At 73.0% G+C, this 26,646-nt stretch carries 23 protein-coding genes, 1 pseudogene and 1 riboswitch; of the genes and pseudogenes, 20 read left to right on the forward strand and 4 right to left on the reverse strand.

All coding sequences use genetic code 11. The annotated features are described in order from the left end of the window. The 6 genes and pseudogenes from LCD33_RS11065 to LCD33_RS11090 form a co-directional block, all read left to right on the forward strand. Nucleotides 1-438: pseudogene (locus tag LCD33_RS11065) on the forward strand (hypothetical protein); the annotation flags it as partial. A 186-nt stretch (nucleotides 439-624) separates the two neighbouring features. Further along, entirely contained in the window at nucleotides 625-1,437 is an 813-nt protein-coding gene (locus LCD33_RS11070; protein WP_224977792.1) for an ESX secretion-associated protein EspG, read from the forward strand. Between the two features lie 84 nt (nucleotides 1,438-1,521). Continuing rightward, nucleotides 1,522-2,847 (forward strand): sugar ABC transporter substrate-binding protein, encoded by a 1,326-nt coding sequence (locus tag LCD33_RS11075; RefSeq protein ID WP_224977793.1) that lies wholly within the window; start codon nucleotides 1,522-1,524, stop codon nucleotides 2,845-2,847. Beyond that, on the forward strand, nucleotides 2,844-3,728 hold the full coding sequence (locus tag LCD33_RS11080; protein WP_224959320.1) for a carbohydrate ABC transporter permease: 885 nt from the start codon (nucleotides 2,844-2,846) through the stop codon (nucleotides 3,726-3,728). Before LCD33_RS11075 ends, LCD33_RS11080 begins: the two co-directional genes overlap by 4 nt. Next, nucleotides 3,721-4,524: a carbohydrate ABC transporter permease gene (locus LCD33_RS11085; RefSeq protein ID WP_224959321.1), complete on the forward strand. Its 804-nt coding sequence runs from the start codon at nucleotides 3,721-3,723 to the stop codon at nucleotides 4,522-4,524. Before LCD33_RS11080 ends, LCD33_RS11085 begins: the two co-directional genes overlap by 8 nt. Before the next feature lie 55 nt (nucleotides 4,525-4,579). Next, complete coding sequence (locus LCD33_RS11090) at nucleotides 4,580-5,605, forward strand: YafY family protein (RefSeq protein WP_224959322.1); 1,026 nt, start codon at nucleotides 4,580-4,582, stop codon at nucleotides 5,603-5,605. Here the strand turns inward: LCD33_RS11090 and LCD33_RS11095 are convergent. Further along, the gene (locus LCD33_RS11095) at nucleotides 5,548-6,456 is read right to left on the reverse strand and encodes an SDR family oxidoreductase (protein ID WP_224959323.1); all 909 of its coding nucleotides are present in this window, start codon (nucleotides 6,454-6,456) and stop codon (nucleotides 5,548-5,550) included. The two genes, LCD33_RS11090 and LCD33_RS11095, sit on opposite strands and share 58 nt — an antisense overlap. 442 nt (nucleotides 6,457-6,898) lie before the next feature. On the opposite strand from LCD33_RS11095, the gene ftsZ reads away from it, so the two are divergent. From ftsZ to LCD33_RS11155, 12 genes are all read left to right on the forward strand, one after another. Beyond that, the gene (ftsZ, locus tag LCD33_RS11100) at nucleotides 6,899-8,263 is read left to right on the forward strand and encodes a cell division protein FtsZ (protein WP_224959325.1); all 1,365 of its coding nucleotides are present in this window, start codon (nucleotides 6,899-6,901) and stop codon (nucleotides 8,261-8,263) included. A gap of 132 nt (nucleotides 8,264-8,395) precedes the next feature. Beyond that, on the forward strand, nucleotides 8,396-9,112 hold the full coding sequence (gene pgeF / locus LCD33_RS11105) for a peptidoglycan editing factor PgeF (protein ID WP_224959329.1): 717 nt from the start codon (nucleotides 8,396-8,398) through the stop codon (nucleotides 9,110-9,112). Continuing rightward, nucleotides 9,109-9,846 carry a YggS family pyridoxal phosphate-dependent enzyme gene (locus LCD33_RS11110; protein WP_224959330.1) on the forward strand — a complete coding sequence of 246 codons (738 nt, stop codon included), beginning with the start codon at nucleotides 9,109-9,111 and terminating at the stop codon, nucleotides 9,844-9,846. The genes pgeF and LCD33_RS11110 overlap by 4 nt, the downstream gene beginning before the upstream one ends. 71 nt (nucleotides 9,847-9,917) lie before the next feature. After that, nucleotides 9,918-10,568 (forward strand): cell division protein SepF, encoded by a 651-nt coding sequence (locus LCD33_RS11115; protein ID WP_224977794.1) that lies wholly within the window; start codon nucleotides 9,918-9,920, stop codon nucleotides 10,566-10,568. A 19-nt stretch (nucleotides 10,569-10,587) separates the two neighbouring features. After that, complete coding sequence (locus LCD33_RS11120; protein ID WP_224959332.1) at nucleotides 10,588-10,887, forward strand: YggT family protein; 300 nt, start codon at nucleotides 10,588-10,590, stop codon at nucleotides 10,885-10,887. A gap of 47 nt (nucleotides 10,888-10,934) precedes the next feature. Further along, nucleotides 10,935-11,762, forward strand: coding sequence for a DivIVA domain-containing protein (locus LCD33_RS11125; RefSeq protein WP_224959333.1), 828 nt, complete (start codon nucleotides 10,935-10,937; stop codon nucleotides 11,760-11,762). Nucleotides 11,763-11,879: 117 nt separating this feature from the next. Then, nucleotides 11,880-12,356 carry a hypothetical protein gene (locus LCD33_RS11130; RefSeq protein ID WP_224959334.1) on the forward strand — a complete coding sequence of 159 codons (477 nt, stop codon included), beginning with the start codon at nucleotides 11,880-11,882 and terminating at the stop codon, nucleotides 12,354-12,356. 397 nt (nucleotides 12,357-12,753) lie between these two features. Further along, nucleotides 12,754-15,942 (forward strand): isoleucine--tRNA ligase, encoded by a 3,189-nt coding sequence (gene ileS, locus LCD33_RS11135; protein ID WP_224959335.1) that lies wholly within the window; start codon nucleotides 12,754-12,756, stop codon nucleotides 15,940-15,942. Between the two features lie 124 nt (nucleotides 15,943-16,066). Then, nucleotides 16,067-16,181, forward strand: a riboswitch (SAM riboswitch). A gap of 71 nt (nucleotides 16,182-16,252) precedes the next feature. Next, nucleotides 16,253-17,581 (forward strand): aminotransferase class V-fold PLP-dependent enzyme, encoded by a 1,329-nt coding sequence (locus LCD33_RS11140; RefSeq protein ID WP_224966952.1) that lies wholly within the window; start codon nucleotides 16,253-16,255, stop codon nucleotides 17,579-17,581. A 34-nt stretch (nucleotides 17,582-17,615) separates the two neighbouring features. Next, nucleotides 17,616-18,329 (forward strand): signal peptidase II, encoded by a 714-nt coding sequence (gene lspA / locus LCD33_RS11145; RefSeq protein ID WP_224959336.1) that lies wholly within the window; start codon nucleotides 17,616-17,618, stop codon nucleotides 18,327-18,329. A gap of 11 nt (nucleotides 18,330-18,340) precedes the next feature. Next, complete coding sequence (locus tag LCD33_RS11150; protein ID WP_373690067.1) at nucleotides 18,341-19,258, forward strand: RluA family pseudouridine synthase; 918 nt, start codon at nucleotides 18,341-18,343, stop codon at nucleotides 19,256-19,258. A gap of 118 nt (nucleotides 19,259-19,376) precedes the next feature. After that, complete coding sequence (locus LCD33_RS11155) at nucleotides 19,377-19,751, forward strand: hypothetical protein (protein WP_224959338.1); 375 nt, start codon at nucleotides 19,377-19,379, stop codon at nucleotides 19,749-19,751. 223 nt (nucleotides 19,752-19,974) lie between these two features. Here LCD33_RS11155 and LCD33_RS11160 read toward each other — a convergent pair whose 3' ends face one another. After that, complete coding sequence (locus LCD33_RS11160; RefSeq protein ID WP_224959339.1) at nucleotides 19,975-20,991, reverse strand: AsnC family protein; 1,017 nt, start codon at nucleotides 20,989-20,991, stop codon at nucleotides 19,975-19,977. A 412-nt stretch (nucleotides 20,992-21,403) separates the two neighbouring features. Between LCD33_RS11160 and LCD33_RS11165 the strand changes: the two genes are divergently transcribed. After that, the gene (locus tag LCD33_RS11165) at nucleotides 21,404-22,624 is read left to right on the forward strand and encodes a cytochrome P450 (RefSeq protein WP_224959341.1); all 1,221 of its coding nucleotides are present in this window, start codon (nucleotides 21,404-21,406) and stop codon (nucleotides 22,622-22,624) included. 48 nt (nucleotides 22,625-22,672) lie between these two features. Here the strand turns inward: LCD33_RS11165 and LCD33_RS11170 are convergent, their stop codons facing one another. Further along, nucleotides 22,673-24,622, reverse strand: a complete 1,950-nt coding sequence (locus tag LCD33_RS11170) for an arabinofuranosyltransferase (RefSeq protein ID WP_224977795.1) — start codon at nucleotides 24,620-24,622, stop codon at nucleotides 22,673-22,675. A 462-nt stretch (nucleotides 24,623-25,084) separates the two neighbouring features. On the opposite strand from LCD33_RS11170, the gene LCD33_RS11175 reads away from it, so the two are divergent. Beyond that, nucleotides 25,085-25,618, forward strand: a complete 534-nt coding sequence (locus LCD33_RS11175) for a DUF2567 domain-containing protein (RefSeq protein WP_224966951.1) — start codon at nucleotides 25,085-25,087, stop codon at nucleotides 25,616-25,618. Between the two features lie 26 nt (nucleotides 25,619-25,644). On the opposite strand, the gene LCD33_RS11180 is transcribed toward LCD33_RS11175, so the two are convergent. After that, nucleotides 25,645-26,625 (reverse strand): hypothetical protein, encoded by a 981-nt coding sequence (locus tag LCD33_RS11180; RefSeq protein ID WP_224977796.1) that lies wholly within the window; start codon nucleotides 26,623-26,625, stop codon nucleotides 25,645-25,647. Nucleotides 26,626-26,646: the final 21 nt, after the last annotated feature.

The following is a 26,646-nucleotide window of genomic DNA, read 5'->3' on the forward strand; positions in this document are numbered from 1 at the left end:
CCACCGGTCCTGACCGGCCCGGTCCCGCTGCCCGCGCGCGGACTTCCCGGCGGCCCCGGGGGCCGCGGCGGTGGTCGTGGTGCCGGCGCTTCCGCGCTCGGCGGACCCGGCGCAGGCGGCCGGAACACCGGCGGCCCGGGCGGCAGACCCGGCGGCGGAACTCCCGGCACCCGCGCGGGCGGCACCGGCAACCAGCCCGGCCCCGGCGGACGGGCCGGCGTCGGAGCAGGTTCCGGCGCGGGCGCCCGCGGCATCCCGGCAGGCGGCCCGGCCGCCGCCACCAGCGGTGCGCGCGGTGGTGCCGGGGGAGCGGGCGCGGCCCGCCGCGGCGAAGGCGGCGAGGACTACGAGCACGAGCGGCCCGGCTGGCTGGAGGAGCAGGACGACGTCTGGATGGAAGGAATGCCGAAGACCGCCCCACCGGTCTTCGGCGAGTGAACGCCCGCTCTCGTCGCCACGGGGTGGCGGCCTCGTCACCGGTGAGCGAAGGCCGGACTCGCGAGAACGCCGCTGCGAATCCGCGGGCGGCCGGGCCGCGCACCTGGTCGGCGGCTTCGCCGCGGACAGGACGGCGGTCGGTGGACGGGTGGGAGTGTTCGAGGATCGTGCTCAGAGGGGAACCGGATGGCGCTGGTGGGTCGGTGGCGGTTGCACCCGCTGCACCTGTACTTGTTGCGCCGTTACCTGGCGGTGGATGATCTCGCGCTACCGCTGGAGGCCCCGGCGTACGGGCGCACGCGGCGGCAGCTTCGCGAGCTGGCGCGCCGTGAGGCCCCCGCGATGCACCGGGCCGGGCTCCTGGTGGACGACGACGCACCGGCGGAGCTGGCCGAGGCGCTGCGGGTGCTCGCGGGGCCGCAGCTGTGGGTCGACTCGTTGTGGTGCCCGGAGTTCGGCGGTGAGGCCGCGTGGCGCTCGGTGGCCGCGCTCACCGGCCGCGATCGGGTGGTGCTCGGCGTGCAGGAACCGGGGGAGGGCGCGCGGTACGGCGGGGCGCTGACCGTGGAGCTGCACCAGCGGGCGGCGCTGTCGGAGGTGCTGCTGGCGACGCTGCCGCCCGCGCCGCCCGGTACCCGCGGCCGGGTGCGGGTTCCGGAGAGCTCGCTGCGGTCCGGCCCGGAGGAGCTCGCCACCGGGTTCCTGCAGCACGTGGCGCCGGTGCGCGGCAGCAGCGGCGACCGGCTGGTCGAGCAGTACCGGAGCATCGGTTCCGGCCCGCACCTGCGGGCGGGACAGTTCGCCGCGTCCGCGCGCGATCCGCGCGGTGCGCGGCGGCGTTCGGCGGTGGTGCGCTGGTTCGACAACGCCGCCCCCGACGGCCGCTACCTGGATCACGCGGAGCGGGGCGGCGCGGGCGAACGGGTGCACGCCCTCACTCCGGCGGACGGGCGGGAGGTCCGCATCCGGTTGGAGGCGCTGGTCGACTCGGTGCGCTAACCCCGGCAGCGCCCCACCAATGGCGCATTGACCGTGTTCGATCGCCGGGAATAGCGTTCGGCAATCGATTTCTGGGGGAATCAGATGCGCGACGTGCCCGCGATCAGCCGCCGGACCGCCCTCGGGGCGGGTGCGGTGCTGCTCGCGGGTGCCGCCGGGTGCGCCCCGGCGCGGGATCCGCGCGAGATCAGCCTGTGGAACTTCTACGGGCCGGGCGGGCAGAACAAGAGCCAGAGCGACTGGATCAGCAGGCTCGCGGCGGAGTGGAACGCCACGCACGAGGTGCGGGTGCGGCTGCGGTACGTGCCGAACAAGGACTACAAGGCCGGGCCGACCTTGCAGACCTCGTTCAGCGCCGGTGCCGGTCCGGACGTGTTCCTGCTGAGCCCCGGCGATTTCCTGCGCTACTACAACGGAGGCGCGCTGGCCGACCTCACCCCGCACCTCGAACCGGGCGTGCGGGAGGACTTCCTGCCGGAGGTGCTGGCGACGCGGCTGGTCGACGACCGGGTGTACGGGCTGCCGATGGAGATCGAACCGCTGGCGCTGTTCTACAGCGAGGACGCGTTCGAGCGGGCGGGGCTCGCGGAAGGCGACCTGCCGGGTACGTGGGACGAGCTGCTGGGCCTGGCGGAGCGCCTGACCACCCCGGACCGGTTCGGGATGCTGTTCGAGACGAACCCGGGCTACTACCAGAACTTCACCTGGTACCCGTGGCTGTGGATGGCCGGTGGCGACGTGTTCACCCCGGACCTGCGGCGCAGCGCGTTCGACTCGCCGGCCGCGCACCGGGCGATGCGGCTGTGGCAGGACGCGGTCCGCTCCGGTGCCGCTCCGCGCCGGGTGCGCGGCGAGGGCGGCAACGACACGATCTCGAACCTGGCGCAGGGCTACTGCGCGATGCAGCAGCTGGGGATCTGGGGCATCGCCGAGATCGCCGAGCAGGCGCCCGGTTTCCGCTACGGCGTCACGCCGATGCCCGCGCCGCCGGGCGGCACCGCCACCACGGCGCTGGGCAGCTGGGCGATGGTCGCGAACGCCTACGGCGCCAACCCGGAGGCCGCGGCCGAGTTCGTGGCGTGGGCGCTCGGTTCGTCCGACCCGGCGGGGGTGGAGCGGATGCGGCAGTGGAACACCGTGGCGAAGACGGGGATCCCGCCCCGGCGTTCGGTGCGCCGCGCCGCCGAAGCCCAGGGCGCCTTCGACGACGGTCCGATGCGGGTGTTCGCCGACCAGGTGATGGCGCAGGCGCGTCCGGAACCCCGCTACCCGCCGGAGGTGTACCGCGCGATCTCCGACGCGCTGCAGTCCTGCCAGCTCGACGGGGCCGACCCGGCCGAGGCCGCCGGGGCGGCGTCCGAGCAGATCGACACGTTCCTGGCGGGCTACGACGGGGCGGCGATCCAATGAGCGCCCGGCGTTCCGACGGCCGGTCCGCGCTCGGCTTCCTCGCCCCGGACGCGGTGGGGCTGCTGGTGTTCGTGGCCGTGCCGACGGTGCTGGCGCTGGTGGTCGGATTGTTCGAAGTGGACGGTTTCGGCAACGTCGGGTGGGCGGGGCTGGACAACTTCCGGTTGATGGCGGGGGACGGGCTGCTGTGGCGCAGCTTCGGCATCACCGCGCTGTACGCGGGACTGTTCGTGCCGCTGGTGTTCGCGTGCGGGCTGGCGCTGGCGCTGCTGGTGCGGGACCACTTCCCGGGCGTGGGGGCGGTGCGCGCGGCGCTGTTCCTGCCGAACGCGGTGAGCCTGGTGGTGATCGGGCTGCTCTGGCAGTTCCTGCTCACCGACAAGACGGGCTTGGTGAGCCGGGTGCTCGCGGTGTTCGGCCTGGACGGCGTCTCGTGGCTGGGCGATCCGGACCTGGCGCTGGTCACGTTGGTGCTGATCAGCGTGTGGTTCCTGATGGGCTACCAGATGCTGATCTTCCTCGGCGGGTTGAACGACATCCCCGGGGACCTCTACGACGCGGCCACTGTGGACGGTGCGGGCGCGTGGCACCGGTTCCGGCACGTGACCTGGCCGATGCTGCGGCCGACGAGCTTCTTCGTCCTGGTCACGTCGACGGTGAACGCGGTGGCCGGGTTGCAGGCGTTCGACCTGGTCTTCGTGACCACCTCGGGCGGCCCGGCGAACGCGACGTCCACCGTCGTGTACTACGCCTACCAGCAGGCGTTCCAGTTCGGCCGGTTCGGCTACGCGGCGGCGATCTGCGCGCTGCTGGTGCTGCTGCTGGGCGCCATCACCGGGGTGCTGTTCGCCGCGACCCGAGGAGGCCGGTTCGATGCGTAGCGGGATCCGCGGGCGGGCGCTGCTGGCGTACCTGGTGGCGCTGGTGACGATCGCGCCGCTGCTGTGGCTGCTACTGGCGGCGTTCCGGCCGGCGGCGGAGCTGTTCTCGGTGGGCTGGCCGAGCGCGTTGACGCTGGAGAACGTGGGGTACGTGCTGACCGAGGTGCCGTTCCTGCGCTACCTCGCGAACAGCGCGTTCATCTCGGTGGTGGTGACGGCGCTGGCGTTGCTGGTGCACTCGATGGCCGCCTACGCCCTGGCGCGGATGCACTTCCGCGGGCGGGGGATCGCGTTCGCCGCGGTGATCGCGACGTTGCTGATCTCGCTGCCGGTGATCCTGGTGCCGCTGTTCCTGGTGGTCCGGACGCTCGGCATGGTCGACACGTACGCGGGGCTGATCGTGCCGGGCGTGTTCAACGCGTTCGGCATCTTCCTGCTGCGGCAGTTCTACCTGGGGGTGCCGCGGGAGCTGGAGGACGCGGCGCAGCTGGACGGCTGCGGGCACTGGCGCACCTACTGGCACGTGGTGCTGCCGCTGAGCAGGCCGATGCTGGCCGCGCTGGCGGTGCTGTTCTTCCTCGCCAACTGGAACTCGTTCCTGTGGCCGCTGGCGGTGGCCCAGGACGAGTCGTTGCGGGTGGTGCAGGTCGGCATCGCCTCGTTGCAGGGGCAGTACGCCTCCAAGCAGCAGTACGTGATCGCCGCGGCGCTGCTGGCCGCGATCCCGACGGTGCTGGTGTTCCTGCTGGGGCAGCGCAAGCTCATCTCCTCGCTGAAGACCACCGGGCTGAAGTGACCGGGCTCTGTCGGGGGCCGGGCGTAGCGTCCTCGGCACCGGCGGAGGGGGAGCGATGCGGGCGGCGCGGTTGATCTCGTTGGTGCTGCTGCTGCAGAACCGGGGCGCGGCGACGGGGCCCGAGCTGGCCGCGGAGCTGGAGGTCACCGAACGCACCGTCGCCCGCGACGTGCAGGCGTTGACGGAGGCGGGCGTGCCGATCTACGCGGAACGCGGCCGCAACGGCGGCTACCGGCTGCTCGGCGGCTACCGCACCCGGCTCACCGGGCTGCACCGGGCGGAGGCCGAGGCGCTGCTGCTGGCCGGAATTCCCGGCCCGGCGGCCGAGATGGGGCTGACCGAGGCCGTCGGCAGCGCCCGCCGCAAGATCTCCGCCGCGCTCGCGCCGGGGCACCGGGACGCGCCGGACCGGGTCGCGCGGCGCTTCCACCTGGACGCGCCCGGCTGGTTCCGGGAGACCGAGACGCCGCCGCTGCTGCCGGAGCTCGCCGACGCGGTGTGGCAGGACCGCGCGGTGCGGGCCACCTACCGCCGCCGGGACCGGGAGGTGCACCGCGAGATCGAGCCGCACGGCCTGGTCCTCAAGGCGGGTGCCTGGTACCTGGCGGGGCGCTGCGGCGGCCGGTTCCTGGTGTACCGCGTGGACCGGTTCCGATCGGTGGAGGTGGGCGGTCCGTTCGAGCGGGACGCGGAGTTCGCGCTGCCGGAGTTCTGGGCGCGGCGCGGCGCCGAGTTCGAACGCGCCCTGCTGCGCGCGGAGATCACCGTCCGGATCGCTCCCGACGCGCTCGCCGCCCTGCACGGCCAGGTCGGCGGCCCGGCAGCGGCGGACGCGCGCGCCGCGGCCGGGGAACCCGACGAGCAGGGCTGGGTGACGACCACCCTGCCGGTCGAGTCCCTGGAGGTCGCGCACGCGCAGCTGCTCGGGCTCGGCGCGCGGGTCCAGGTGCTGGCCCCGGCGGAGCTGGCCGAGCGGATGGCGCGGACCGCCGCCGAGCTCACCGAGCTGTACCGGCCGGCGGATCAGCGGTACCCGGTGGTGTCCTCCGGCGCCCCCGCTTCGACGACTTCGGCGATGTAGCGCCACGAATCCGGTCGCGAACCGTCCAGGTCGGTGAACCCGTAGTGCTCCGCGAGCTCGAAGCTGGACACGGTGCGCCCGGCCCAGCGGGACACCTCCGGGTCCGCCGCCAGCGCCGCGACCCCGCGGCCGACGAAGTGCGGCGATTCCGAGATCGAGAAGTGCGGTTCGGTTGCCTCGCGCCAGTTCTGCTCGGTGACGTCGAAGTGGTCGAGCATCATCTCCGAGCGCAGCCAGCCCGGGGTGATCGCGAGCGCGGTCCCGCCGTGGGGGCGCAGCTCCTCGGACTGGGCGAACGCCAACCGGCTCGCGGCGATCTTCGTCACATCGAAGAACGCGCCGCAGTCCGCGCGGTAGCGCCGGTTGTACTCGGTGGTGCCGTCGGTCAGCTCCACCACCAGCCCGCCCGGGGTGCGGGACAGCAGCGCGAGCGCGAAGTGGCTGGTGATCAGGTGCGCTTCGATGCCGGTCCGGAGCCTGCGCAGGCCCAGGTCCAGCGAGTGCTCCCACACCGGTTTGTGCCAGTCCATCAGGTGCTCGCCGCCCATGTCGTTGACCAGCAGGTCCAGCCGGCCGCGCTCCCGCTCGATCCGCGCGACCAGGTCCCGGACCTCCTCCGGGACCTGGTGGTCCACCCGCACCGCGACGCCCTCGCCGCCCGCGGCCGTCACCAGCTCCGCGGTGTCCTCAATGGACTCGGGCCGGTCGTAGTCGGAGCGCGCCTCCCGCGTGGTGCGCCCGGTGCCGTACACCGCGGCGCCCGCGGCTCCCAGCTCCACCGCGATCGCCCGGCCCGCTCCCCGCGTCGCGCCCGCGACCAGCGCGATCTTCCCCCGCAGCGGTCGTTCCATCGTCGTGCCCCTCCGTCGGTTCCGGTTCGTCCCACCGATGCTGGCGGCGAATCCGGACGACCGCGGTCCGGATTTCCGCGCCGTTCTTTTCGAGTGGGCCGCCCGGCACGCCCGGCCGCGCGGTACGGTGAACATCGGTGATCGCGCAGCGCCGATCACCGTGCAGGCGAGAACGACGGTCGAGGCGGATCTGCGACGTGGGTGGCATGACACACCTGGGAGAACTCCCGGCGTGGCTGCTGGACGCGGCGACGCGGGCATGCCTACGGTCCGCACCGGGTACGGGGTTGACCGCGTTTCGATCTTGTGCTCGCACGGGACCACTCCGGCGTCGACCGGTACCCGTGCCGGCCCCGGACTACTGTCCGGTTCCCACGGTGACCGCTCCCGCGGCGGTCCGAGCAACGCAGAGCGCTCAGCCACGACCAGGAAGGCGGACCCGATGACGCCCCCGCACAACTACCTCGCGGTGATCAAGGTCGTCGGCATCGGTGGAGGCGGCGTCAACGCCGTCAACCGCATGATCGAGGTCGGGCTCAAGGGCGTCGAGTTCATCGCGGTGAACACCGACGCCCAGGCCCTGCTGATGTCCGATGCCGACGTGAAGCTGGACATCGGCCGCGAACTGACCCGAGGACTCGGCGCGGGCGCCGCCCCCGAGGTCGGGCACAAGGCAGCCGAGGACCACAAGGAAGAGATCGAAGAGGTCCTCAAGGGCGCCGACATGGTCTTCGTGACCGCGGGCGAAGGCGGCGGCACCGGCACCGGTGGCGCCCCCGTGATCGCCGACGTCGCGCGCAAGCTCGGCGCGCTGACCATCGGCGTCGTGACCCGGCCGTTCTCCTTCGAGGGCAAGCGCCGGGCGAACCAGGCGGAGCAGGGCATCAAGGAGCTCCGCGACTGCTGCGACACGCTCATCGTGATCCCGAACGACCGGCTGCTGCAGCTCGGTGACATCGGGGTCAGCCTGATGGACGCGTTCCGCTCCGCGGACGAGGTGCTGCTCTCCGGTGTGCAGGGCATCACCGACCTGATCACCACGCCGGGTCTGATCAACCTCGACTTCGCCGACGTCAAGAGCGTCATGTCCGGGGCGGGCAGCGCCTTGATGGGCATCGGCTCGGCGCGCGGGGAGGGCAGAGCCGTGCAGGCCGCGCAGAAGGCGATCAACTCGCCGCTGCTGGAGGCCTCGATGGAGGGCGCGCACGGCGTGCTGCTGGCCATCGCGGGCGGCTCCGACCTCGGCCTGTTCGAGATCAACGAGTCGGCCTCGCTGGTGCAGGAGTCCGCGCACCCCGAAGCGAACATCATCTTCGGCACGGTGATCGACGACTCGCTCGGCGACGAGGTGCGGGTCACCGTGATCGCCGCCGGTTTCGACGCGGGTGCGCCGACCCACAAGAAGCTGGAGCCGACCAGGGTCGGCGGCAGGGACGCCGTCGCGGGCGGCGAAGCGGGTCAGGTCACGGAGGGACAGGTCGTCGACAGCACGGCCGAGGCCGCTCCCGAGCAGCCCGCCGCGCCGCAGCAGCAGGCCCCCGCGGAGCAGGCACCGCCCGCTCCGGCCCCGCAGCCCGAGCCGTACACCCCGCCGCAGAGCTACGAGCCGCAGGCCCAGAGCTACGAGCGGCGTCCCGCGTACGGCGAGGGCGGCACGCCCGGCGTCTCGGTGCCGACCCGCTCCGGCGGCGGCTACCCGACGCACACCGGCACCCAGGGCATGAGCGGTCAGCTGCCGTCGCGGCCGGTGCCGGTCTCCGACGACAACGACGACGACGTGGACATTCCTCCGTTCATGCGACGCTGATCGCCTTCGAGCGTGGGCCAGAATGGGCACCGGGACGGACTTCGTCCCGGGCCCCGCTCATGTGCGGGCACCGGTGCTCCGGGACGCCGCCCCGCCAGTCGGCAACGACCCTTCGAGATCGGGAGTGATGGAGTGCGGATCCGGCGCGTGATCACCACGCGGGAAGGCGGCAGCTCGAAGCCGCCGTTCGACTCGTTCAACCTCGGCGGCCGGGTCGGCGACGACCCCGAGGCGCTCGCGGCCAACGAGCGCAAGCTCGCCGCCGGCATCGGGCTGGACCCGTCGCGGCTGGTGTGGATGGAGCAGATCCACGGCAAGAACGCCGAACTCGTCGACGGCCCGCGCCCGGAACCGGTGGAGGCCACCGACGCCCTGGTGAGCGCGCAGCCCGGGCTGGCGCTGGCGGTGCTCACCGCGGACTGCGTGCCGGTGCTGCTCGGCGACCCGGTGACCGGCGTGGTGGCCGCGGTGCACGCGGGCCGGGTCGGCGCCCGGGTCGGCGTCCTCGTCGAGGCGCTGAAGGCGATGCGCGGCGCGGGCGCCCGCATCGACGACATCGAGGCGCTGCTGGGACCCGCCGCCTGCGGCCAGTGCTACGAGGTGCCCGAGTCGATGCGCGACGACGTCGAGGAGTACCTGCCCGGCAGCGCCTGCCGCACCCGCAAGGGCACGCCGGGGCTGGACCTGCGCGCGGGGCTGTGGGAGCAGCTGGCGGGCGCCGGGATCGCGAAGATCGGCATCGATCCGCGCTGCACGATGGAGAGCCGCGAGCTGTTCAGCCACCGCCGTGACGGGCCCCGCACGGGCCGGTTCGCCGCCGTGGTGTGGGCGGAGCGGGAGGAGTCGTGAGCGAGGACGACGAGCGCCGCGCGGAGCTCGCCGAGTCCCTGAGCTCGATCCGGCAGCGCCTCGCGGCGGCCTGTGCGGCCGCTGGGCGGCCGGTGGCGGACGTGCAGCTGCTGGCGGTGACCAAGACCTTCCCGGCGCGGGACGTGGCGCTGCTGGCCGATCTGGGCCTGGTCTCGTTCGCGGAGAACCGCGAGCAGGAGGCCCGGCCGAAGGTCGCCGAGCTGGCCGCCCTGCGCCCCGCCGCGGAGGCGCGCTGGCACATGGTCGGGCAGCTGCAGCGGAACAAGGCGCGCTCGGTCGCCCGCTGGGCGGACGTCGTGGAGTCCGCGGACAGCCCGCGGCTGGTGGAGGCGCTGGCCGGTGCCGTGCGCAACGCGCTCGACGCGGGAGAGCGGACACGCCCGCTCGAAGTTCTCGTTCAGGTGAACCTGGACGAGGCGGCCGGCCGGGGTGGCTGCCCCGCCGCCGAGGTGCCCGCGCTCGCCGCCGACATCGCCGCGCGGGATGAGCTCAGGTTGCGCGGAGTCATGGCCGTGGCGCCTCAGAACACCGCGCCGGACGTGGCCTTCGACACACTTTCGGCGATCTCCACCCGGCTCCGCCGGGACCACCCCGAAGCTGGGGAGATCTCGGCGGGGATGAGCGGCGATCTGGAGAGTGCTGTGGCCCACGGCTCCACCAGGGTGCGTGTCGGAACAGCGCTGCTGGGAGGGCGGCGGTTAATCTCGCCGTAGCCTGGGCGGAGGGTCGAACGCCGGTCGAACCGCGCTCGGCTCCGGAGGAGTCGCGGAGGAAGGGCACGCCGATGAGCACGATGCACAAGCTGAAGGCCTACTTCGGCATGGTGCCCGCCGACGAGGTCGACGACTTCGACGACGAGCCCTACGGCGACCGGTACGGCGATGCGGGCGAGTACGACGCGCCAGCCGACCGGGTCGGACGGCGGCGCGTCGGAGTGCGCGGCGGCTACCAGGACGAGGCGGCCGCCGACGAGGGATTCGACGATCACGGGCACCGCGAGGCCGCGCACCGGGACACCGGTCACCGCGGCGAGGAGTACCGCGACGTCAAGCCGTCGCGCAGGCAGTGGACGCTGGAGACCGCGGCGCGCACGGCCGCCGAGCGGGAGTCCGTCTCCCGGTTGCGGGCCGTCACCGACACCGGCAGCCACTTCAACTTGAGCAAGATCACAACTCTGCATCCTCGCAGCTACAGCGAGGCCCGCACGATCGGGGAGCAGTACCGGGACGGCACTCCTGTGATCATGAACCTGACGGAGATGGACGAAGCGGACGCCAAGCGTCTGGTCGACTTCGCCGCAGGTCTGGCCTTCGCGATGCGCGGTTCGATCGAGAAGGTCACCAACCGGGTGTTCTTGCTCTCACCCCCGAACGTGGACGTCGCAGCCGAGGACAAGCGCCGCTTGGCCGAGGGTGCCTTTTTCAACTACGGGTGACCGGTGGCAGAGTTGAGCTGTGGAACTGGCGCTGATCGTCCTTTACTACGCGGTCTTCTTCTTCTGGCTGCTGCTCACGGCCCGTATCGTGATCGAGCTCGTCCGGGTGTTCGCCCGCGACTGGCGCCCCGCTGGAGGGGTTGCAATCGCGTTGGAGAGCATCTACACAGTGACCGACCCGCCGATCCGGCTGCTGCGTCGGGTGATCCCGACGGTCCGGATCGGCGGTGTAGGGCTGGACCTATCCATTATGGTGCTGCTGCTGGTTGTGTTCATACTGATGCAGCTGCTGTTGAGACTATGGGCGCAGTCCGGGTAACGGGGAACCCGGGTGACCCGCAGCCGAAGAGTGCGTGAGGTGATCTTGTGGGCTTGACCCCCGCCGACGTGCATAACGTCGCGTTCAGTAAACCGCCGATCGGGAAGCGCGGTTACAACGAGGACGAGGTGGATGCTTTCCTCGACCTGGTTGAAGCCGAGCTCGCCCGGTTGGTGGAGGAGAACAACGACCTGCGGAGCCAGATGGAGCAGCTGGAGGGCCAGCTGCAGACCGCGCAGGTCGATCTCGACGACGCGCGCAGTCAGGCGTCCGCGGTTCCCGCCGCCCCCGCTCCGGTGGAGGAACCGCGTCGGCTCGCGCCGGTCCCGGCTCCCACCGCGGCCGAGCAGACCTCGCCGGGTGGTGACCACCACGTGCAGGCCGCCAAGGTCCTCGGGCTCGCCCAGGAGATGGCGGACCGGCTGACCGGCGAGGCGAAGGCCGAAGCCGACGGCATGCTCTCGGAGGCCCGGACCAAGTCCGAGCAGTTGCTCTCCGACGCCCGGTCGAAGTCGGACAGCATGGTCAACGAGGCGCGCACCCGCGCCGAGACGATGCTCAACGACGCCCGGACCAGGGCCGAGACGCTGGAGCGGCAGGCCAGGGAGAAGGCCGCCGGTCTGGAACGCGACGCGCAGCGCAAGCACGCCGAGGTGATGGGCAACATCACCCAGGAGAAGAACGCGCTGGAGAAGAAGATCGACACCTTGCGCACCTTCGAGCGCGAGTACCGCACCCGGTTGCAGACCTACCTGGAATCGCAGCTGCGTGAACTGCAGGACCGCGGATCGGCGGCACCCGCCGAGAGCGGGAGCCGCGCTGCCGGCCAGCAGAACACCTACAGCTTCGGAGCTCGGGCCGCCGAAGCCGGCTGAGCGGGCCGGTGACCGGATCCGCCGGTCGTGAGCCATCGCGCGGCCCAGGAGCCGCCGGTGGTCGGCTGCGGAGGGGACAAGGGGGTCCCCGCACGGTGCGGTGAAGGGAAGTTCGGCGTGTTGTTGGTAGTGCTGTTCCTGGTCCTGGCGGCCGGTGGCGTGCTGGTGACGTCGGTGCTGGTCCAACGCCCGGAATGGGCGTGGTTGTCGGTGCTGCTCAGCGTGCTGGCCGCGGCACTGCTCGTGGTGGAACGGTTGCGGCGGCGGAGGGAAGCGAGCTCACCGCCGCGGCAACCGGTCTCCGCGGGCGAGGCGGGGCAGGACCCGGCGGCACCGGCCGGCGAGGTCGACGTCGACGAGGAACCGGACGAGGAGGACACCGATGCGGCGGACGCGCTGCTGGTGTCCGAATCGGACGACGAAGTCGTGGTCGTCGACGAACGTCCCCGGTACCACTTGGCGAGCTGCGACTGGCTCGGCGAGCGCGAGGTGCAGGGGCTGCCGGTGAAGGAGGCCCGGGAACTGGGCTTCACGGCCTGCTCCCGCTGCACCCCGGACGCGGTGCTGGCGGGACAGGCGCGCGCCGCGCGCTAGCAGGACCGCCGGGAACGCGGATCCGCCGCGGAGCGCTCAGGGCCCTGGGCGCGGACCGCGGTGGCCGCGGAAAACCGGTGGCGTCGAATGGTTATGCTGAATGCGGGCTGGTCGCCGGGGAGCGACCGGCCCGCATCGGCGTTGATCCGGCCATCACCGGGGAGCCTCCGGAAGAACGGGCGCCGTGCTCCAGCGGGAGCAGCGCCCCAGTAGAACCGGACGGGTCCGGCCCGTGACAGCCGGCAACGAGTGGCCGTCGCGTTCTGCGGCGGCAAGCGGGGTGGTACCGCGGGACGCGGGCGGCCGGATGGTCGCGCGCCGTGTCGTCCCCGTGTGGGCATCGAGTCCGGATGCCCGTGCGGCTGCTGACGACACACCGGCGAGGAGAACACCCGCGATGGCTTACCCGAAGGTCCGATTCGGCGGAACGGCCGCCCCGGAGGACGCGGATCGAGAGGCCCCCCAGGAGCGCGGGGTGGCCGCACAACCGTCGTTCCCGCAGGTCGAGCGGGAAGTGCTGGACTTCTGGTCCGCGGACGGGACGTTCCGGGAGAGCGTGCAGGCCAGGGACGCGGGCGTCAACGGCTCGAACGAGTTCGTCTTCTACGACGGGCCGCCGTTCGCCAACGGCCTGCCGCACTACGGCCACCTGCTCACCGGGTACGTCAAGGACGCGGTGCCGCGCTACCAGACGATGCGCGGCCGCCGGGTGGAGCGCCGCTTCGGCTGGGACTGCCACGGGCTGCCCGCCGAGGTGCAGGCGGAGAAGCAACTCGGCATCACCTCGAAGTCCGAGATCGAGTCGATGGGCGTCGCCGAGTTCAACGACGCCTGCCGCGCCTCGGTGCTGCGCTACACGCGGGAGTGGGAGGACTACGTCACCCGCCAGGCCCGCTGGGTGGACTTCGAGAACGACTACAAGACGCTCGACGTGGACTACATGGAGAGCGTCATGTGGGCGTTCAAGACCTTGTGGGACAAGGGCTTGGTCTACGAGGGCTTCCGGGTGCTCTGGTACTGCTGGCGCTGCGAGACGCCGCTGTCCAACACCGAGACGCGGATGGACGACACCTACCGGCAGCGGCAGGACCCGGCGGTGACGGTGGGCCTGCGGCTCGTCGCGCCGGGCAAGGCGTTCGACGGGGCGCTGGCCCTGGTCTGGACGACGACCCCGTGGACGTTGCCGTCGAACCTCGCGGCCGCGGTGCACCCCGAGGTGGACTACGTGCTGGTGGAGCCCGGCCAGGGCGGGGAGCGCTACGTGCTCGCCGAGGCCCGGCTGGGCGCGTACGCGCGGGAGCTCGGCGAGGACGTCGCCGACCGCGTCGTCGCCCGGTTCACCGGCGCCGAGCTGATCGGCACGAGCTACCGGCCGCCGTTCGACTTCTTCGCCGGGCGACCCAACGCCCACCAGGTGCTGCCCGCCGACTACGTCACCACCGAGGACGGCACCGGTGTCGTGCACATCGCGCCCGCCTTCGGTGAGGAGGACAAGGCCGTCACCGACGCGCACGACATCGAACCGGTCGTCCCGGTCGACGCGCGGGGCCGGTTCACCGCCGAGGTCGCGCCGTACGAGGGCCAGCAGGTCTTCGAGGCGAACAAGCAGATCATCCGGGATCTCAAGGAAGCCGGGCTGCTGCTGCGGCACGAGACCTACGACCACCCGTACCCGCACTGCTGGCGCTGCGACAACGCGCTGATCCAGCGGGCCCTGTCGTCCTGGTTCGTGGCCGTCACCCGGTTCCGGGACCGCATGGTCGAGCTCAACCAGCAGATCAACTGGGTGCCGGGGCACATCCGGGACGGCCAGTTCGGCAAGTGGCTGTCCAACGCCCGCGACTGGAACATCTCGCGGAACCGGTTCTGGGGTTCGCCGATCCCGGTGTGGACCTCGGACGACCCGGCGTACCCGCGCACCGACGTGTACGGCTCGCTGGACGAGCTGGAGCGCGACTTCGGGGTACGGCCCGCCGACCTGCACCGCCCGAACATCGACGAGCTGACCCGGCCGAACCCGGACGACCCGACCGGCGCGTCCACGATGCGGCGGGTGCCGGAGGTGCTGGACTGCTGGTTCGAGTCCGGGGCGATGCCGTTCGCGCAGGTCCACTACCCGTTCGAGAACTCCGACTGGTTCGAGCACCACTACCCGGGCGACTTCATCGTCGAGTACAACGGCCAGTCCCGCGGCTGGTTCTACCTGCTGCACGTGCTGGCCACCGCGCTGTTCGACCGGCCCGCGTTCTCCAACGTGGTCGCGCACGGCATCGTGCTCGGCGACGACGGCATGAAGATGTCGAAGTCGAAGAACAACTACCCGGACGTGAACGAGGTCTTCGACCGCGACGGTTCGGACGCGATGCGCTGGTTCCTGATGGCGAGCCCGATCCTGCGCGGCGGAGACCTGGTGGTCACCGAGCGCGGCATCCGGGACGCGGTGCGCCAGGCGGTGCTGCCGCTGTGGAACTCCTGGTACTTCCTGGCGTTGTACGCCAACGCCGAAGGAGTCGAGGGCCGGTTCCGGGTGGACAGCGAGCACGTGCTGGACCGCTACGTGCTCGCCAAGGCGCACGAGCTGGTCGGCGACGTGCAGGCCGCGATGGACGTGTTCGACCCGGCCGGGGCGTGCGCCGCTGTCCGCGACTTCCTGGAGGTGCTGACCAACTGGTACGTGCGCCGCTCCCGGGACCGGTTCTGGGCCGGGGACGCCGACGCCATCGACACCCTGCACACCGTGCTGGAGGTGACCTGCCGGGTGGTGGCGCCGCTGCTGCCGCTGACCGCGGAAGCGGTGTGGCGCGGGCTCACCGGCGGCCGCTCGGTACACCTGTCGGACTGGCCGCTGGTCGACGAGCTGCCTGCCGACGCGGCGCTGGTCTCCGCGATGGACCGGGTGCGGCAGGTGTGCTCCTCGGCGCTGGCGCTGCGGAAGTCGAACTCGCGCCGCGTCCGGCTGCCGCTGGCGAAGCTGGTCGTGGCCATGCCGGAGGCCGAGTCGCTGCGGCCGTTCGTCGACCTGGTCCGGGACGAGGTGAACGTCAAGGAGGTCGAGCTGACCACCGACGTCGCCGCGCACGGCCGGTTCGAGATCGCCGTGAACGCCCGCGCCGCCGGACCTCGGCTGGGCAAGGACGTGCAGCGGGTGATCAAGGCCGTGAAGTCCGGTGACTGGACCCGCAACGCGGCCGGGGCCGTGGTCGCCGACGGCACCGAACTGCAGGAGGGCGAGTTCACCGAGCGGCTGGTGTCCACCGACTCCGGTGCCGCGGCCGCGTTGCCGGGCGGCGCCGGGATGGTGGTGCTGGACTGCGACGTCACCCCGGAGCTGGCCGCCGAAGGCGTGGCCCGCGACCTGGTGCGCGTCGTGCAGCAGGCGCGCCGGGACGCCGGTTTCGAGATCTCCGACCGCATCCGCGTCGAGGTCTCCGCGCCGGCCGAGGTGCTGGCCGCCGTGGACGCGCACCGCGAGTTCATCGCCGCCGAAACGCTCGCCGACGCCGTGTCCGAGGGCGCGGCCGCGGGTGGTTCCGCGGGCAGCGTCGGGGACGGCGTGGACGTCTCGGTCGCCGTCGAACGGGTCTGATCGGTCGCCGCCGGGCGGGTCCGCGGGAACCACCGCGGATCCGCCCGGACGGGCGTGGCGCACCTCCCACTTCGCACGGGGTGGTTGCGCGCGGCGGGGGCGATCCCTAGTCTTCTCCGTCGAAGGTCATGAGTGCCAGCGGGAAACCCCGGTTTGCTGGCCGGCAACCCTCCTACCGCGGTGGGGTGCCCCGGGTGAGGACCTGGCCGATCGCGCAGGGCGATCGGCAAGCGCGGGCCCCGAATGCTCCGGGCCCGGTGAGGCCCTAGGAGGCATCGTGTCGTCAGCCGTCCGCTCCGCCACCGGCGAGATCGCCGAAACCCCGATCTGGTCCGTCGTGGACTCCGTTCCCGCGGTCCCCGCGGTCGTCGGCGCGCAGCTGCGGGTTCCGCTGGTCACCGGCGGTTCCGCCGAGTACGCCAACCTGGACCACGGGGCCAGCGCGCCTTGCCTGAACGCGGTGCGCGACGCCGTGAACGAGCTGCTGCCCTGGTACGCCAGCGTGCACCGCGGCGCCGGGTTCGCCTCCCAGGTGTGCACCCGGGTCTACGAGGGGGCGCGGGAGACGCTGCGCCGGTTCGTCGGCGCCCGCCGCACCGATTCGGTGATCTTCACCCGGAACACCACCGACGCGCTGAACCTGCTGGCCGCCGCGCTTCCCGCGGACACCTCGGTGGTCGTGTTCGACACCGAGCACCACGCGGCGCTGCTGCCGTGGGCGGGGGAGCGGGTGCACCACCTCGGCATCCCGGAGAGCCCGCAGGAGGCGGTGCGACTGCTCGACGCCGCGCTCGCCGAGTGCGCCGACGGGCCGAAGCTGGCCGTGCTCACCGGGGCGTCCAACGTGACCGGCGAGCTGTGGCCGGTCGCCGAGCTCGCCCGCGTCGCCCGCGAGCACGGCGCCCGCACCGTGCTCGACGCCGCCCAGCTCGCCCCGCACCGCCCGGTGCGCATCGCCGACCTCGGCGTGGACCACGCCGTGCTGTCCGGGCACAAGCTCTACGCCCCGTTCGGCGCGGGAGCGCTCATCGGCCGCGACGACTGGCTGGACCGGGCCGAGCCGTACCTGGCCGGCGGCGGCGCCACCCGATCGGTCCCCGACGCGGGCGAGATCGACTGGAACACCGGTCCGGAGCGGCACGAGGCCGGTTCGCCGAACACCGTCGGGGTGCACGCGCTCGCCAAGGCCTGCGAGGTGCTCGCCGAGCACGCCGAGGCGATCGAGGGGCACGAGGACCTGCTGCTGCGCAGGCTCCGCGCCGGGCTCGCCACCGTTCCCGGGCTGCGCGAGCTGGGTCTGTTCGGCCCCGAGCACGACCGGGTCGGCGTGGTCAGCTTCACCGTGGACGGCCAGGACCCCGGGCTGCTGGCGGCGGCGCTGTCCGCGGAGCACGGCATCGGCGTGCGGGACGGGCTGTTCTGCGCGCACCGGGCCGTGCGGCACCTGCTGGCGGGCACCGACGCGCAGCGCGCCGTGCGGATCAGCCTCGGTCTCGGCACCACCGTCGAGCACGTGGACCGGATCGTCACCGCGCTGCGCGGGCTCGTCGCCCACGGTCCGCAGTGGAGCTACGAACTCGACGGCGGCCGCTGGGTTCCCGTCGACGACCCGCGCGAGTTCCCCGCCGCGTTGGCGTGAGCCGCTGCGAACGACCGATCGGCGGTCGGGGAGAATGGGCCGGGTGAACACCGAGCAGTCCGACTCCGAGCAGCCCGGATCGAACCCCGCCACCGGCGAGGGCTCGTCCTCAGAACCGGAAGCGCGACCCGCCGCGAGCGGGGACGGCGGTACCGCCGCGAGCGAGCCGGACCCGGGTTCGGACGGCGACGGTTCGACCGCGGTCGGGGCGGCCGGTGGCCGTGCCTCGCGGAAGCTGCTGGCGCTGCTGTTCGGGGTGGCCGCGCTGCTGCTCGCCGCGGACGTGGTGACCAAGATCGCCGCGGTCGCGCGGCTCGACGGGCAGCCGCCGCTGGAACTGTTCGGCGGGGCGGTGTACCTGGTGCTGGTGCGCAACCCGGGGGCGGCGTTCTCGCTGGCCACCGGCATGACCTGGCTGCTGGCGCTGCTGGCGATCGTCGTGGTCGGCGTCATCGTGTGGCTGGCGCCGAAGCTGCGCTCCACCGGGTGGGCCGTCGGGCTCGGCCTGGTGCTGGGCGGGGCGTGCGGGAACCTGGTCGACCGGTTGTTCCGGGAGCCCGGGCCGTTGCGCGGCCACGTCGTGGACTTCGTGTCGCTGTTCGCGCCGGACGGCAGCGTGTGGCCGGTGTTCAACGTCGCCGACTCGTCCATCGTGTGTGGCGGGATCCTCGTGGTGCTGCTGTCGCTGCTCGGCCGCGACTACGACGGCACCGTGCACACCCGGAAGAAGCGCGAGGACCGGGCATGAGCGATCTGCGGATGCTCCCGGTCCCCGACGGCCTCGAAGGGATGCGGGTCGACGCGGGCCTGGCGAAGTTGCTCGGGTTGTCCCGGAACACGGTGGCGGGGCTCGCCGAATCCGGTGAGGTGCTGCTCGACGGCGCTCCCGTCGGCAAGTCGGACCGGCTGATCGCGGGCGGGCTGGTGGAAGTGACGCTGCCCGACGCGCGGCCCGAACCGGAAGTGGTCGCGGTGCCCGTGGAGGGCCTGCGGATCCTGCACCAGGACGACGACATCGTCGTGGTCGACAAGCCCATCGGCGTCGCCGTGCACCCCAGCCCCGGTTGGGAGGGCCCCACCGTGATCGGCGGGCTCGCCGCCGCGGGCGTGCGCATCGCGACCTCGGGCGCCGCGGAGCGCCAGGGCGTGGTGCACCGGCTCGACGCGGGCACCACCGGCGTCATGGTCGCCGCGAAGAGCGAACACGCCTACACCGCGCTGAAGCGGGCGTTCAAGGAGCGCACCGTGGAGAAGCGCTACCACGCGCTGGTGCAGGGCCACCCCGATCCGAGCAGCGGCACCATCGACGCGCCGATCGACCGCCACCCCAAGCACGACTACAAGTTCGCCGTGGTCAGCGGAGGCAAGCCCAGCATCACCCACTACGAGACGGTGGAGGCGTTCCGCGCCGCGTCCCTGGTGGACGTGAAGCTGGAGACCGGGCGCACGCACCAGATCCGGGTGCACTTCTCCGCGGTCCGGCACCCGTGCGCGGGCGACCTCACCTACGGCGCGGATCCGGTGCTGGCGCGGCGGTTGCAGCTCGGCAGGCAGTGGCTGCACGCGCGGATGCTCGGCTTCGAGCACCCCGCCGACGGGCAGTGGGTGACGTTCACCAGCGACTACCCGGACGACCTCCAGCACGCCCTGGACACCCTCCGCGAACAGGACTCCTGAGCCGCCGGCCGCCCGCTCCCGCCGCCGGGACGCGCGTTGCGGCGATCGTCGTCCGGACGGGTCCGGCCGGTCGCGTAGCGTGGTCGTGCTGATCCAGGAACAGCGGGGGGAGTGGCCGATGACCCAGGCCGGAGCGAGCGGGACGTTCGACGGGCGTCGCGCGGAGTTCACCGACGACACGCCGACGCCGCCGACGGGTCTGCCGCTGGGCGGTGCACCGCCGTCCGCGTCCGCGCGGCGGGACGAGCGCGCGGAGGTCGAGGAGCGGTGGCCCACCACCGACGCGGAGCGGACCGATCCCGGCCAGCAGGGGCTGGCGGAGCTGCTGGCGGCGGAGGACGTCGGCCGCGCGGGCCCGGCGGTGCTCGGCGCCGATCCGGAACCCGGCCCGTCCGCGGACGCGGGTGACTGGCCGACCCTGCAACGCCGCGAACGCCGCCCGGAGCGCCCTCGCGGCGGTCCCCTCGACTGGGTTCGCCGCCGCGGCAACTGAGTGTCCGAAGTGGACGGACCAGCTGCGGGCTCCCGCGGTGGGTCCGGCGTCTTCCCGTCACCGGCGACCACCTGAGCAAGCCGCCCCACGCGAGTTCTCGGCCGTCTTCCAGCGAGGACGGCGCTTTCCCCTGTGGCGCAGAGCCACCGGTGCGAACGATCCCCCTCGGCGAGCGGACGGGCGAGGTCCCACCACCGCCCCGCTCAGCAGCGCGAGCGCGGAATCAGAGATCGGTGATGTCCCAGTGGAGGGTGCGCTGGTCGTCCCCGGGGCGCATGGCCCAGCGGACCGTGGACAGCTCGGTGTCCTCCGGCAGCACGTACACGGTGTGCCCGCCCGCGGTCTCGCCGGGCGGCACGCCGATGCGGTGCGGCGGCCGGGAGGACAACGCGACCGGTGCCTTGCCCACGGTGGACCCGTCCTCGGCGACCAGGACCAGGTAGAGGTCGGGCAGCGAGGTGAACGGCATCGGGCTGCGGTTGGTGAGCTCGGTGTGCACGACGACCGAGCGCTCGCCCTCCTGCAGCTGGTAGCCGGCCGCGGTGAACAGGAAGTCGGCCGGGTCGACGACCTCGACGAGCTGGATGGTGATCCGCTCGCCTTCGGGACCGTCCACGTCGAGCTTGCTGCCGACCTTGCCGGTGCGGGCCGCGGCGGGCACCGGGGTCTTGGCGGTCGGCGCGTGCGGGTTCGCCGGCTGCTGCGCCGGTTGCGGCCCGGACTGCGGTCCGCTCGCGGGCTGGCCGGGCTGCGGGGGCCGCTGCTGGTCGCCGCGCGCCCACGCGGCTGATCCGGGCGGGCCCCACGGGTTCGGCTGCGCCTGCTGCGGTGCGGGCGGCGGCGCGGGCCTGACCTGCTGCGGCTGGCCGAAGGAGGCGGGCGGGCCCGCGGGGGTGAACGGTTGCGGGCCACTGGGCGGGTTCTGGCCGGGATGCCCGCCGCTGTGCGCTCCGCTGGGGCCGCCGTGCACCTGGTAGCCGCCGCTGGGCGGGTTGGGCACCTGGTAGCCGCCGCTGGCCTGGGTCCAGGCGTTCGCGGCGGCGACCGCGTTGCGGATGCCCACCGGGTCGCACTCGACGCCGACGACCATGGGCAGCCCGGTGGTGGAGAGCACCGCGAGCCGGGCGGCCACGTCGCGGACGTCCATCCCGAGCCGCGACGCGATCTCGTGGACCGCGGCGCGCCCGGATTCGGCGACGGCGGTGAGCAGACGTACGTCCACGGGATCAGGTGCGGTCACGTCAGGCCACGCTACCCCCTAGGGGCGATCACCGTCCGCAAGGGCGGGATGTTCGCCGGAACCCGGCCCGTCGAGCTCGACGAGCTCGGGATCGATCCGGCCGGGCGCGGATCCGCGGCACGCCCGGGAGGGTCGCCGACGGCGCCGGGGAGTGGCGTCAGGCCGTCCCGGCCCGGCACCGCCGCGGCCGCCCCTTCGCGCCGAGAACGGGAGGTGCGGGGCGAGCTGACGGGCCTGGCACCTGCTGATCGGATGAGCGGAGCGGGGCCGTTCGGGCGGCCCCTCCCGGGTCCGCGGCGGTACCCGCGGAGCACCTCGGATGGTGGTCTCGGGACCGCCCTGGGAGCTGAGAATCCTCTCAGACAGCGGCGAGTTGACTGTCCCGCGACAGCCTCCGACCCGAGAGGACGCGATGCCCGCCACCACGGAGGACGCCGAGCCGACCGTCCTCGACGACGCGTTCATGCAAGATCCCTACCTGCGCTACGCGCGGCTGCGCGCCGACGCCCCCGCGCAGCGGGTGATCAGCCGGTCGGGCATCCCGGTGTGGGTCGTGACCCGCTACGCCGAAGCACGGCAGGCGCTCTCCGACCCGAGGCTGCAGAAGAACGTCGAAGGCACCAAGAAGGCCATCGACAACCAGCTGGGGGAGGGCGCGCACCGCGCCGAGTTCATCGACGACCTCAACGCGCACCTGCTCAACACGGATCCGCCGGACCACTCCCGGCTGCGCAAGCTCGTGCTCAAGGGCTTCACCCCGCGCCGCGTCGAAGACCTCCGGCCGCGCGTCGAGCAGCTCACCGGCGAACTCCTCGACGAGCTGGCCGACCGCGGCGAGATCGACCTGCTGCACGAGTTCGCGTTCCCGCTGCCCATCACCGTGATCTCCGAGATGCTCGGCGTGGAGCAGGAACGGCACGAGGACTTCAAGCGGTGGACCACGGCGCTGGTCAACGGCGCCGACGCCGAGACGATCAACTCGGCCGGGGCCGCCATCGGCGAGTACATCACCCGGCTCGTCGCCCGCAAGCGCGAAGAACCGGGGGACGACCTGGTCAGCGCGCTCATCGCGGCCGCCGACGGCGCGGACCGGCTCAGCGAACCCGAACTGATCTCCATGGCGTTCCTGCTGCTCGCCGCCGGGCACGAGACGACGGTGAACCTCATCGGCAACTGCGTCCACGACCTGCTCGGCAACCCGGAGCGGCTGGCCGAGGTGCGCGCCGACCCGGACCTCGTCGACGACGCCGTCGAGGAGACGCTGCGGCACGAGAGCCCGGTGAACCTGGCGACCATGCGGCACACCGCCGAACCGGTCCGGCTCGGCGACGTGGACATCCCGGCGGGGGAGCTGGTGCTCGTGTCGCTGGGTTCGGCGAACCGGGACGAGCGGCGCTTCGACCGGCCCGACGAGTTCGACCTGAGCCGCCCCAGCACCGGGCACCTCGGCTTCGGGCACGGCATCCACTTCTGCCTCGGCGCCTCGCTCGCCCGGCTCGAAGCGCGGATCGCGGTGCGCGGACTGCTGGAGCGCTTCCCGGAGCTGAGCCTCGCCGTGGACCCGGCGGAACTGCGGTGGCGGCCCAGCACCCTCGTGCACGGGCTGGAAGAACTGCCGATCAGGTTGTCCTGAAACGCACCGCGCCCCCGGGCGATCCCGGGGGCGCGGTGGTCGTGCGGGTCAGCGCGCGTCGCGCAGCGCGATCACCGTGTACGGGCCGACCTCGCGGCGCTCGAACCGCGGGTCGTCGAACGCGGCCGGGTCGAAGAACACGTCGTAGTCCCGCACGTTCGGCAGCTGCGGGAACGCGTCGCCCTTGAGGTTCAGCGCCAGCTTCCGGCCGTTCTCGTCCGACGGGTCCGCGGCGCGTTCCTGGTCCGCTTCCGAGGCGACCGGGCTGTCCTGGTTGCGCAGGACGAACACGTTCGGCGTGGTGAACGGGCTGCGCTGCAGCATGTCCAGCAGTTCCTGGCCGCTGCGGGCCTTCGTCCAGCGCTCGATCTCCGCGGTCCGCCCGTCGTAGTCCGCCAGCGGGTTCGCGTAGTGCGGCGTCTCCTGCTGGAAGCTCCAGTACGGCTGGAACGACAGCAGCTTGTAGTCGGTGGTCAGCAGCAGGTTCCGCTGCGGCGGGCGGCCGGTCAGCTGCGACACCGCCCGGTACACGTCGTCGGCCCACGAACCGGTCTGCTCCGGGTCGCGGGCGCCCTTCGCGTTGTCGCCCGTCGGGTAGTAGTCCTCGTAGGCCTGCGTCGCGGACGGTGCCAGCGCGCTGCCGATCGCGCCCTGCGTCAACGTGATCGCGCCGAGCAGCCCCAGCGCGCAGGACAGCACCGTGATCCGCGCGGCGTAGGCGGCGTCCACCCGTTCCCGCAGCCAGCCGATGAACTCCAGCACCGCGAACACCCCGGCGACCGCCAGCACCACGCCCAGGATCACGTTCAGCCGGAACGCGAGCAGCGTCGTCTTCGCGACCAGCGCCAGCGTCGAGAGGCCGAACCAGGTGTAGATCGCGACCACCACGGTCAGCATCGCCGCCGCGACCTCGCTGCGCCGCGCGCGCAGCACCAGCCAGGCGAACCCGGCCAGGCACAGCGCGCCGACCGGGCTCGCGTCCGTCATCGGCACCGGCAGGAACGAACCGTCCTCCGGCAGGTAGTGCAGCGCCGCGCTGCGCGGGTTGTCGGTGAACACGTGCGTGGCCAGCACGTACGGCAGCCACACCAGCAGCGAGATCAGCCCGCTGACCACGCCGATCGGCAGCAGCCGGAAGAACATGCGCTGGACCGTCGGCCACACCCGCTCGCCGCGGCGGACCCGGAACACGCCGACCACCACGGCCATCGCCACGATCAGCAGCACCGCGAAGCCGAAGTGCAGCGTGTAGGTGATCGCCGCGAAACCGACGTACCCGCCGACGCACACCAGCGTCCAGCGCGGGGCGCGCTCCTCGCGGCGCAGCGCGTGCCAGGCCAGCACGGCGATCGGCGCCAGCCACGCCGCCGACGGCCACGCGTAGGGCTCCTCGATGCCGTGCAGCATCCCCGCCAGCGAGGTCGCGATGGCCGCCAGCAGCGCCAGCCGCCTGCGCACCACGACGCTCCACAACGTGAACGCGACGACGCTCGTCACCGCCACCCAGATCAAGGCGTACGGCTTGTAGGCGGCCCAGCCCTCCCAGCCGAGCAGGTTCGCGAACCTGCCCCCCAGCCAGAACCAGCCGCCCGGGTAGTACGGCGCGACACCCGCGTAGTTCATGTCGGACAGGCCCCACGTGGAGGCCGCCCGCGTCATGTACTGCAGGCGGAACGCGTTGTCCGTCGAGGAACCGCCGAAGTAGTACCGCGTCGCCTGCAGCGGGATCGCCAGCGCCAGCGTGGTGAACGTGGACAGCGCGGCCCACGTCCCCGCCAGCCGCACCGGCCGCGGCAACCGCGTGGGGCCGACCGCCAGCAGCACGAACGTGATCAACAACACCAGCGCGGCGCCGAGCGAGGCCAGCGCCTCCGGCGCGAAGCTCGGTTCGCTGATGCCCAGCCGCGCCACCGCGAACTGCAGGACGAGGCTCACCGCGGCGGCGACGACCGATCCCGCGACCAGCTCGGAAACGGTGCTGCGCAGCGGAAGTCGCACGGCGGAATTCCGGCGCGGCGCATCGATCGATCGGGGCCCGGTGAGCACCGGACTCGGCAAGGTTCCCGCCACGTAAGTTCGATCCTTCGGAAGTGGGGGACAGGACGCCCGCGCAGAATAGAGGATGGCCACCCGGCGCCCGCGCCGCGCCTGGGCGGGTGCCGACGATCACCCGCTAGGGTGCTGGAGGCATCGACTTCGTGCTCCTGCCGCGAGGAGCGGGTGGCGGAACCCCGGCGTCCCCCCGCTGCGGAACCGCTCGGTGCACGGGACGAGCCGTCCCCGCGAGGAGCCGCCGCCGGTGGCGTGCGCGGCGGCCCCGCCGCCGACGGAACCGACGAACAACCCACCGCGCAGGCCCCAAGGCGGGCCAGTGCCTGCCACACCACCGAGGAGGGTCGGCTGTTGCCACCAGGAGCGGTCGAGACCAGCGGAACACCCGAACCCGCAGGTGCGGTGCGCGTGCCAGGACCGGAGGAGCGGACCGGGCGGCCGGCGGTGCGCGCCGACCTGCTGCCCGCGCTGAGCGCGCTGTCCCTGGTGGCGCTGCTCGGGATGCCGCTGGGGTGGGTGTGGTCCCGGATCGCGCCGCCGCAGGCGAGCCTGCTCGGCCGCACCGGGACGCCGGTGCCCGCGCAGATCGTGGAGAGCTACCACGACTTCGACGCGCTGGCGCTGTTCCTGCTGCTGTCGTTCGCGACCGGCATCGTCACCGCCGCCGTGCTGTGGACGTTGCGCAGGCGGCGCGGGCCGGTGCTGCTGGTCGCCGCCGCGCTCGGCTCGCTGGTCTCGGCGTGGCTGGCGATGCGGATGGGGGCGACGTTCGCGTCCGAGCTGTACCCGTGGCCGGCGGACCTGGGCTTCGGCTCCGCGCTCACCGTCCCGCCCGCGGTCGGCACGCCGTGGGCCGTGCTGGTGCAGCCGTTGGGGTTGGCGCTCGGCTACGGCCTGGCCGCTTCCTGGAACGGCTTCGACGACCTGGGCCGCCGCAGCTGATCGGCTCGGTCGCCCGGCGGCTCCGCTCAGCCCGCGGGCCGGTTGGGGGTCGTTCGGCCCGCGGGGCGCACCGAGGCCGTGATGCCGTCGAGGACGTCGGGGGTCACGGCGCCGGGCACCTCCTGGTCGGCACCGACGACGTGCACCACCGAGCTCTCCCCGTTCCCGTTGGTGGCGAGCACGTTGACCACCGCGCTCGGCGCGCCGCACGCCGCGGGCGCGGGGAACGCGGTGGCGACCACCTTGGTCCCCGGCAGACCACCGGGAAGCACCACCGGCTGCGGCGGCCCGAGCTCGATCCGGGCGTCGGCGCCGTAGGCGAGTTCGGCGAACCGGCGGGCCGTGTCGGTGGCGACCGTCGCGTCGTCCGGGCCGCGCCGTGCGGTGGCGCCCGCGAGCGCGCGGAAGCTGCCGCCGCGGTCCGGGCAGTAGCCGCGCTGGTAGATCGCGACCCCGGTCATGGTCACCGGGTCGTCCTGCTCCCCGAAGCCGATCACGTTGTCCGGGGTCTCCAGCCGCCATTCCGGCGGGACGTCGTAGGCGGCCTGCCGCTTCGGCACCGCCACCGCCTGCCAGCCCGGTACCAGCGGCGCGGGCGCGGGCGCGGTGGGCGGCGACGAGCCGGGGGAGGTCTCGGCGGAGGTCTGCGGCGCCGCGAGCGACTCCGAGGTGGGGGCGGGTGACGTCCCGGCCTGCGCGTCGTCGTCCCCGCCCGAGCCGCCGAAGAGGACCGCGGTGATCACCACGACCAGCACGACGGCCACCGCGGCGGACAGCGCGACCAGCGGGCCGCGGTTGCGCTTCGGCGGCGGGGGAGGAGGCGGTGGTGGCGCGGCGGCCGGTTGCGGCGGGCGGTCGAAGGTGCCGAAGCCCTGGTAGCGCATGCCGCCCTGGTACGGCGGTCCGCCGACGTGCTGCCCGGGCTGCGCGCCCCAGTTCTCGCGCCTGCCCCAGGCGTCCCCGTTCTCCGGGGAACCCCAGGTTCCCGGCCCGCCAGGTGATGACATGGGCGAGATCCTAGCGAGTGA

This window comes from Saccharopolyspora sp. 7B, from assembly GCF_020177435.1.
GTDB classification, from domain to species: Bacteria; Actinomycetota; Actinomycetes; order Mycobacteriales; family Pseudonocardiaceae; genus Saccharopolyspora_C; species Saccharopolyspora_C gregorii.

Bases quoted from the DNA above. Each gene is read 5' to 3' on its own strand.
- lspA (WP_224959336.1), top strand. From the start codon at position 17,616: ATGGGCCGGGTGAACACCGAGCAGTCCGACTCCGAGCAGCCCGGATCG.
- LCD33_RS11165 (WP_224959341.1), top strand. From the start codon at position 21,404: ATGCCCGCCACCACGGAGGACGCCGAGCCGACCGTCCTCGACGACGCG.
- LCD33_RS11080 (WP_224959320.1), top strand. From the start codon at position 2,844: ATGAGCGCCCGGCGTTCCGACGGCCGGTCCGCGCTCGGCTTCCTCGCC.
- LCD33_RS11090 (WP_224959322.1), top strand. From the start codon at position 4,580: ATGCGGGCGGCGCGGTTGATCTCGTTGGTGCTGCTGCTGCAGAACCGG.
- ftsZ (WP_224959325.1), top strand. From the start codon at position 6,899: ATGACGCCCCCGCACAACTACCTCGCGGTGATCAAGGTCGTCGGCATC.
- ileS (WP_224959335.1), top strand. From the start codon at position 12,754: ATGGCTTACCCGAAGGTCCGATTCGGCGGAACGGCCGCCCCGGAGGAC.
- LCD33_RS11070 (WP_224977792.1), top strand. From the start codon at position 625: ATGGCGCTGGTGGGTCGGTGGCGGTTGCACCCGCTGCACCTGTACTTG.
- LCD33_RS11115 (WP_224977794.1), top strand. From the start codon at position 9,918: ATGAGCACGATGCACAAGCTGAAGGCCTACTTCGGCATGGTGCCCGCC.
- LCD33_RS11180 (WP_224977796.1), bottom strand. From the start codon at position 26,625: ATGTCATCACCTGGCGGGCCGGGAACCTGGGGTTCCCCGGAGAACGGG.
- LCD33_RS11085 (WP_224959321.1), top strand. From the start codon at position 3,721: ATGCGTAGCGGGATCCGCGGGCGGGCGCTGCTGGCGTACCTGGTGGCG.
- LCD33_RS11155 (WP_224959338.1), top strand. From the start codon at position 19,377: ATGACCCAGGCCGGAGCGAGCGGGACGTTCGACGGGCGTCGCGCGGAG.
- LCD33_RS11095 (WP_224959323.1), bottom strand. From the start codon at position 6,456: ATGGAACGACCGCTGCGGGGGAAGATCGCGCTGGTCGCGGGCGCGACG.
- LCD33_RS11150 (WP_373690067.1), top strand. From the start codon at position 18,341: ATGCTCCCGGTCCCCGACGGCCTCGAAGGGATGCGGGTCGACGCGGGC.
- LCD33_RS11075 (WP_224977793.1), top strand. From the start codon at position 1,522: ATGCGCGACGTGCCCGCGATCAGCCGCCGGACCGCCCTCGGGGCGGGT.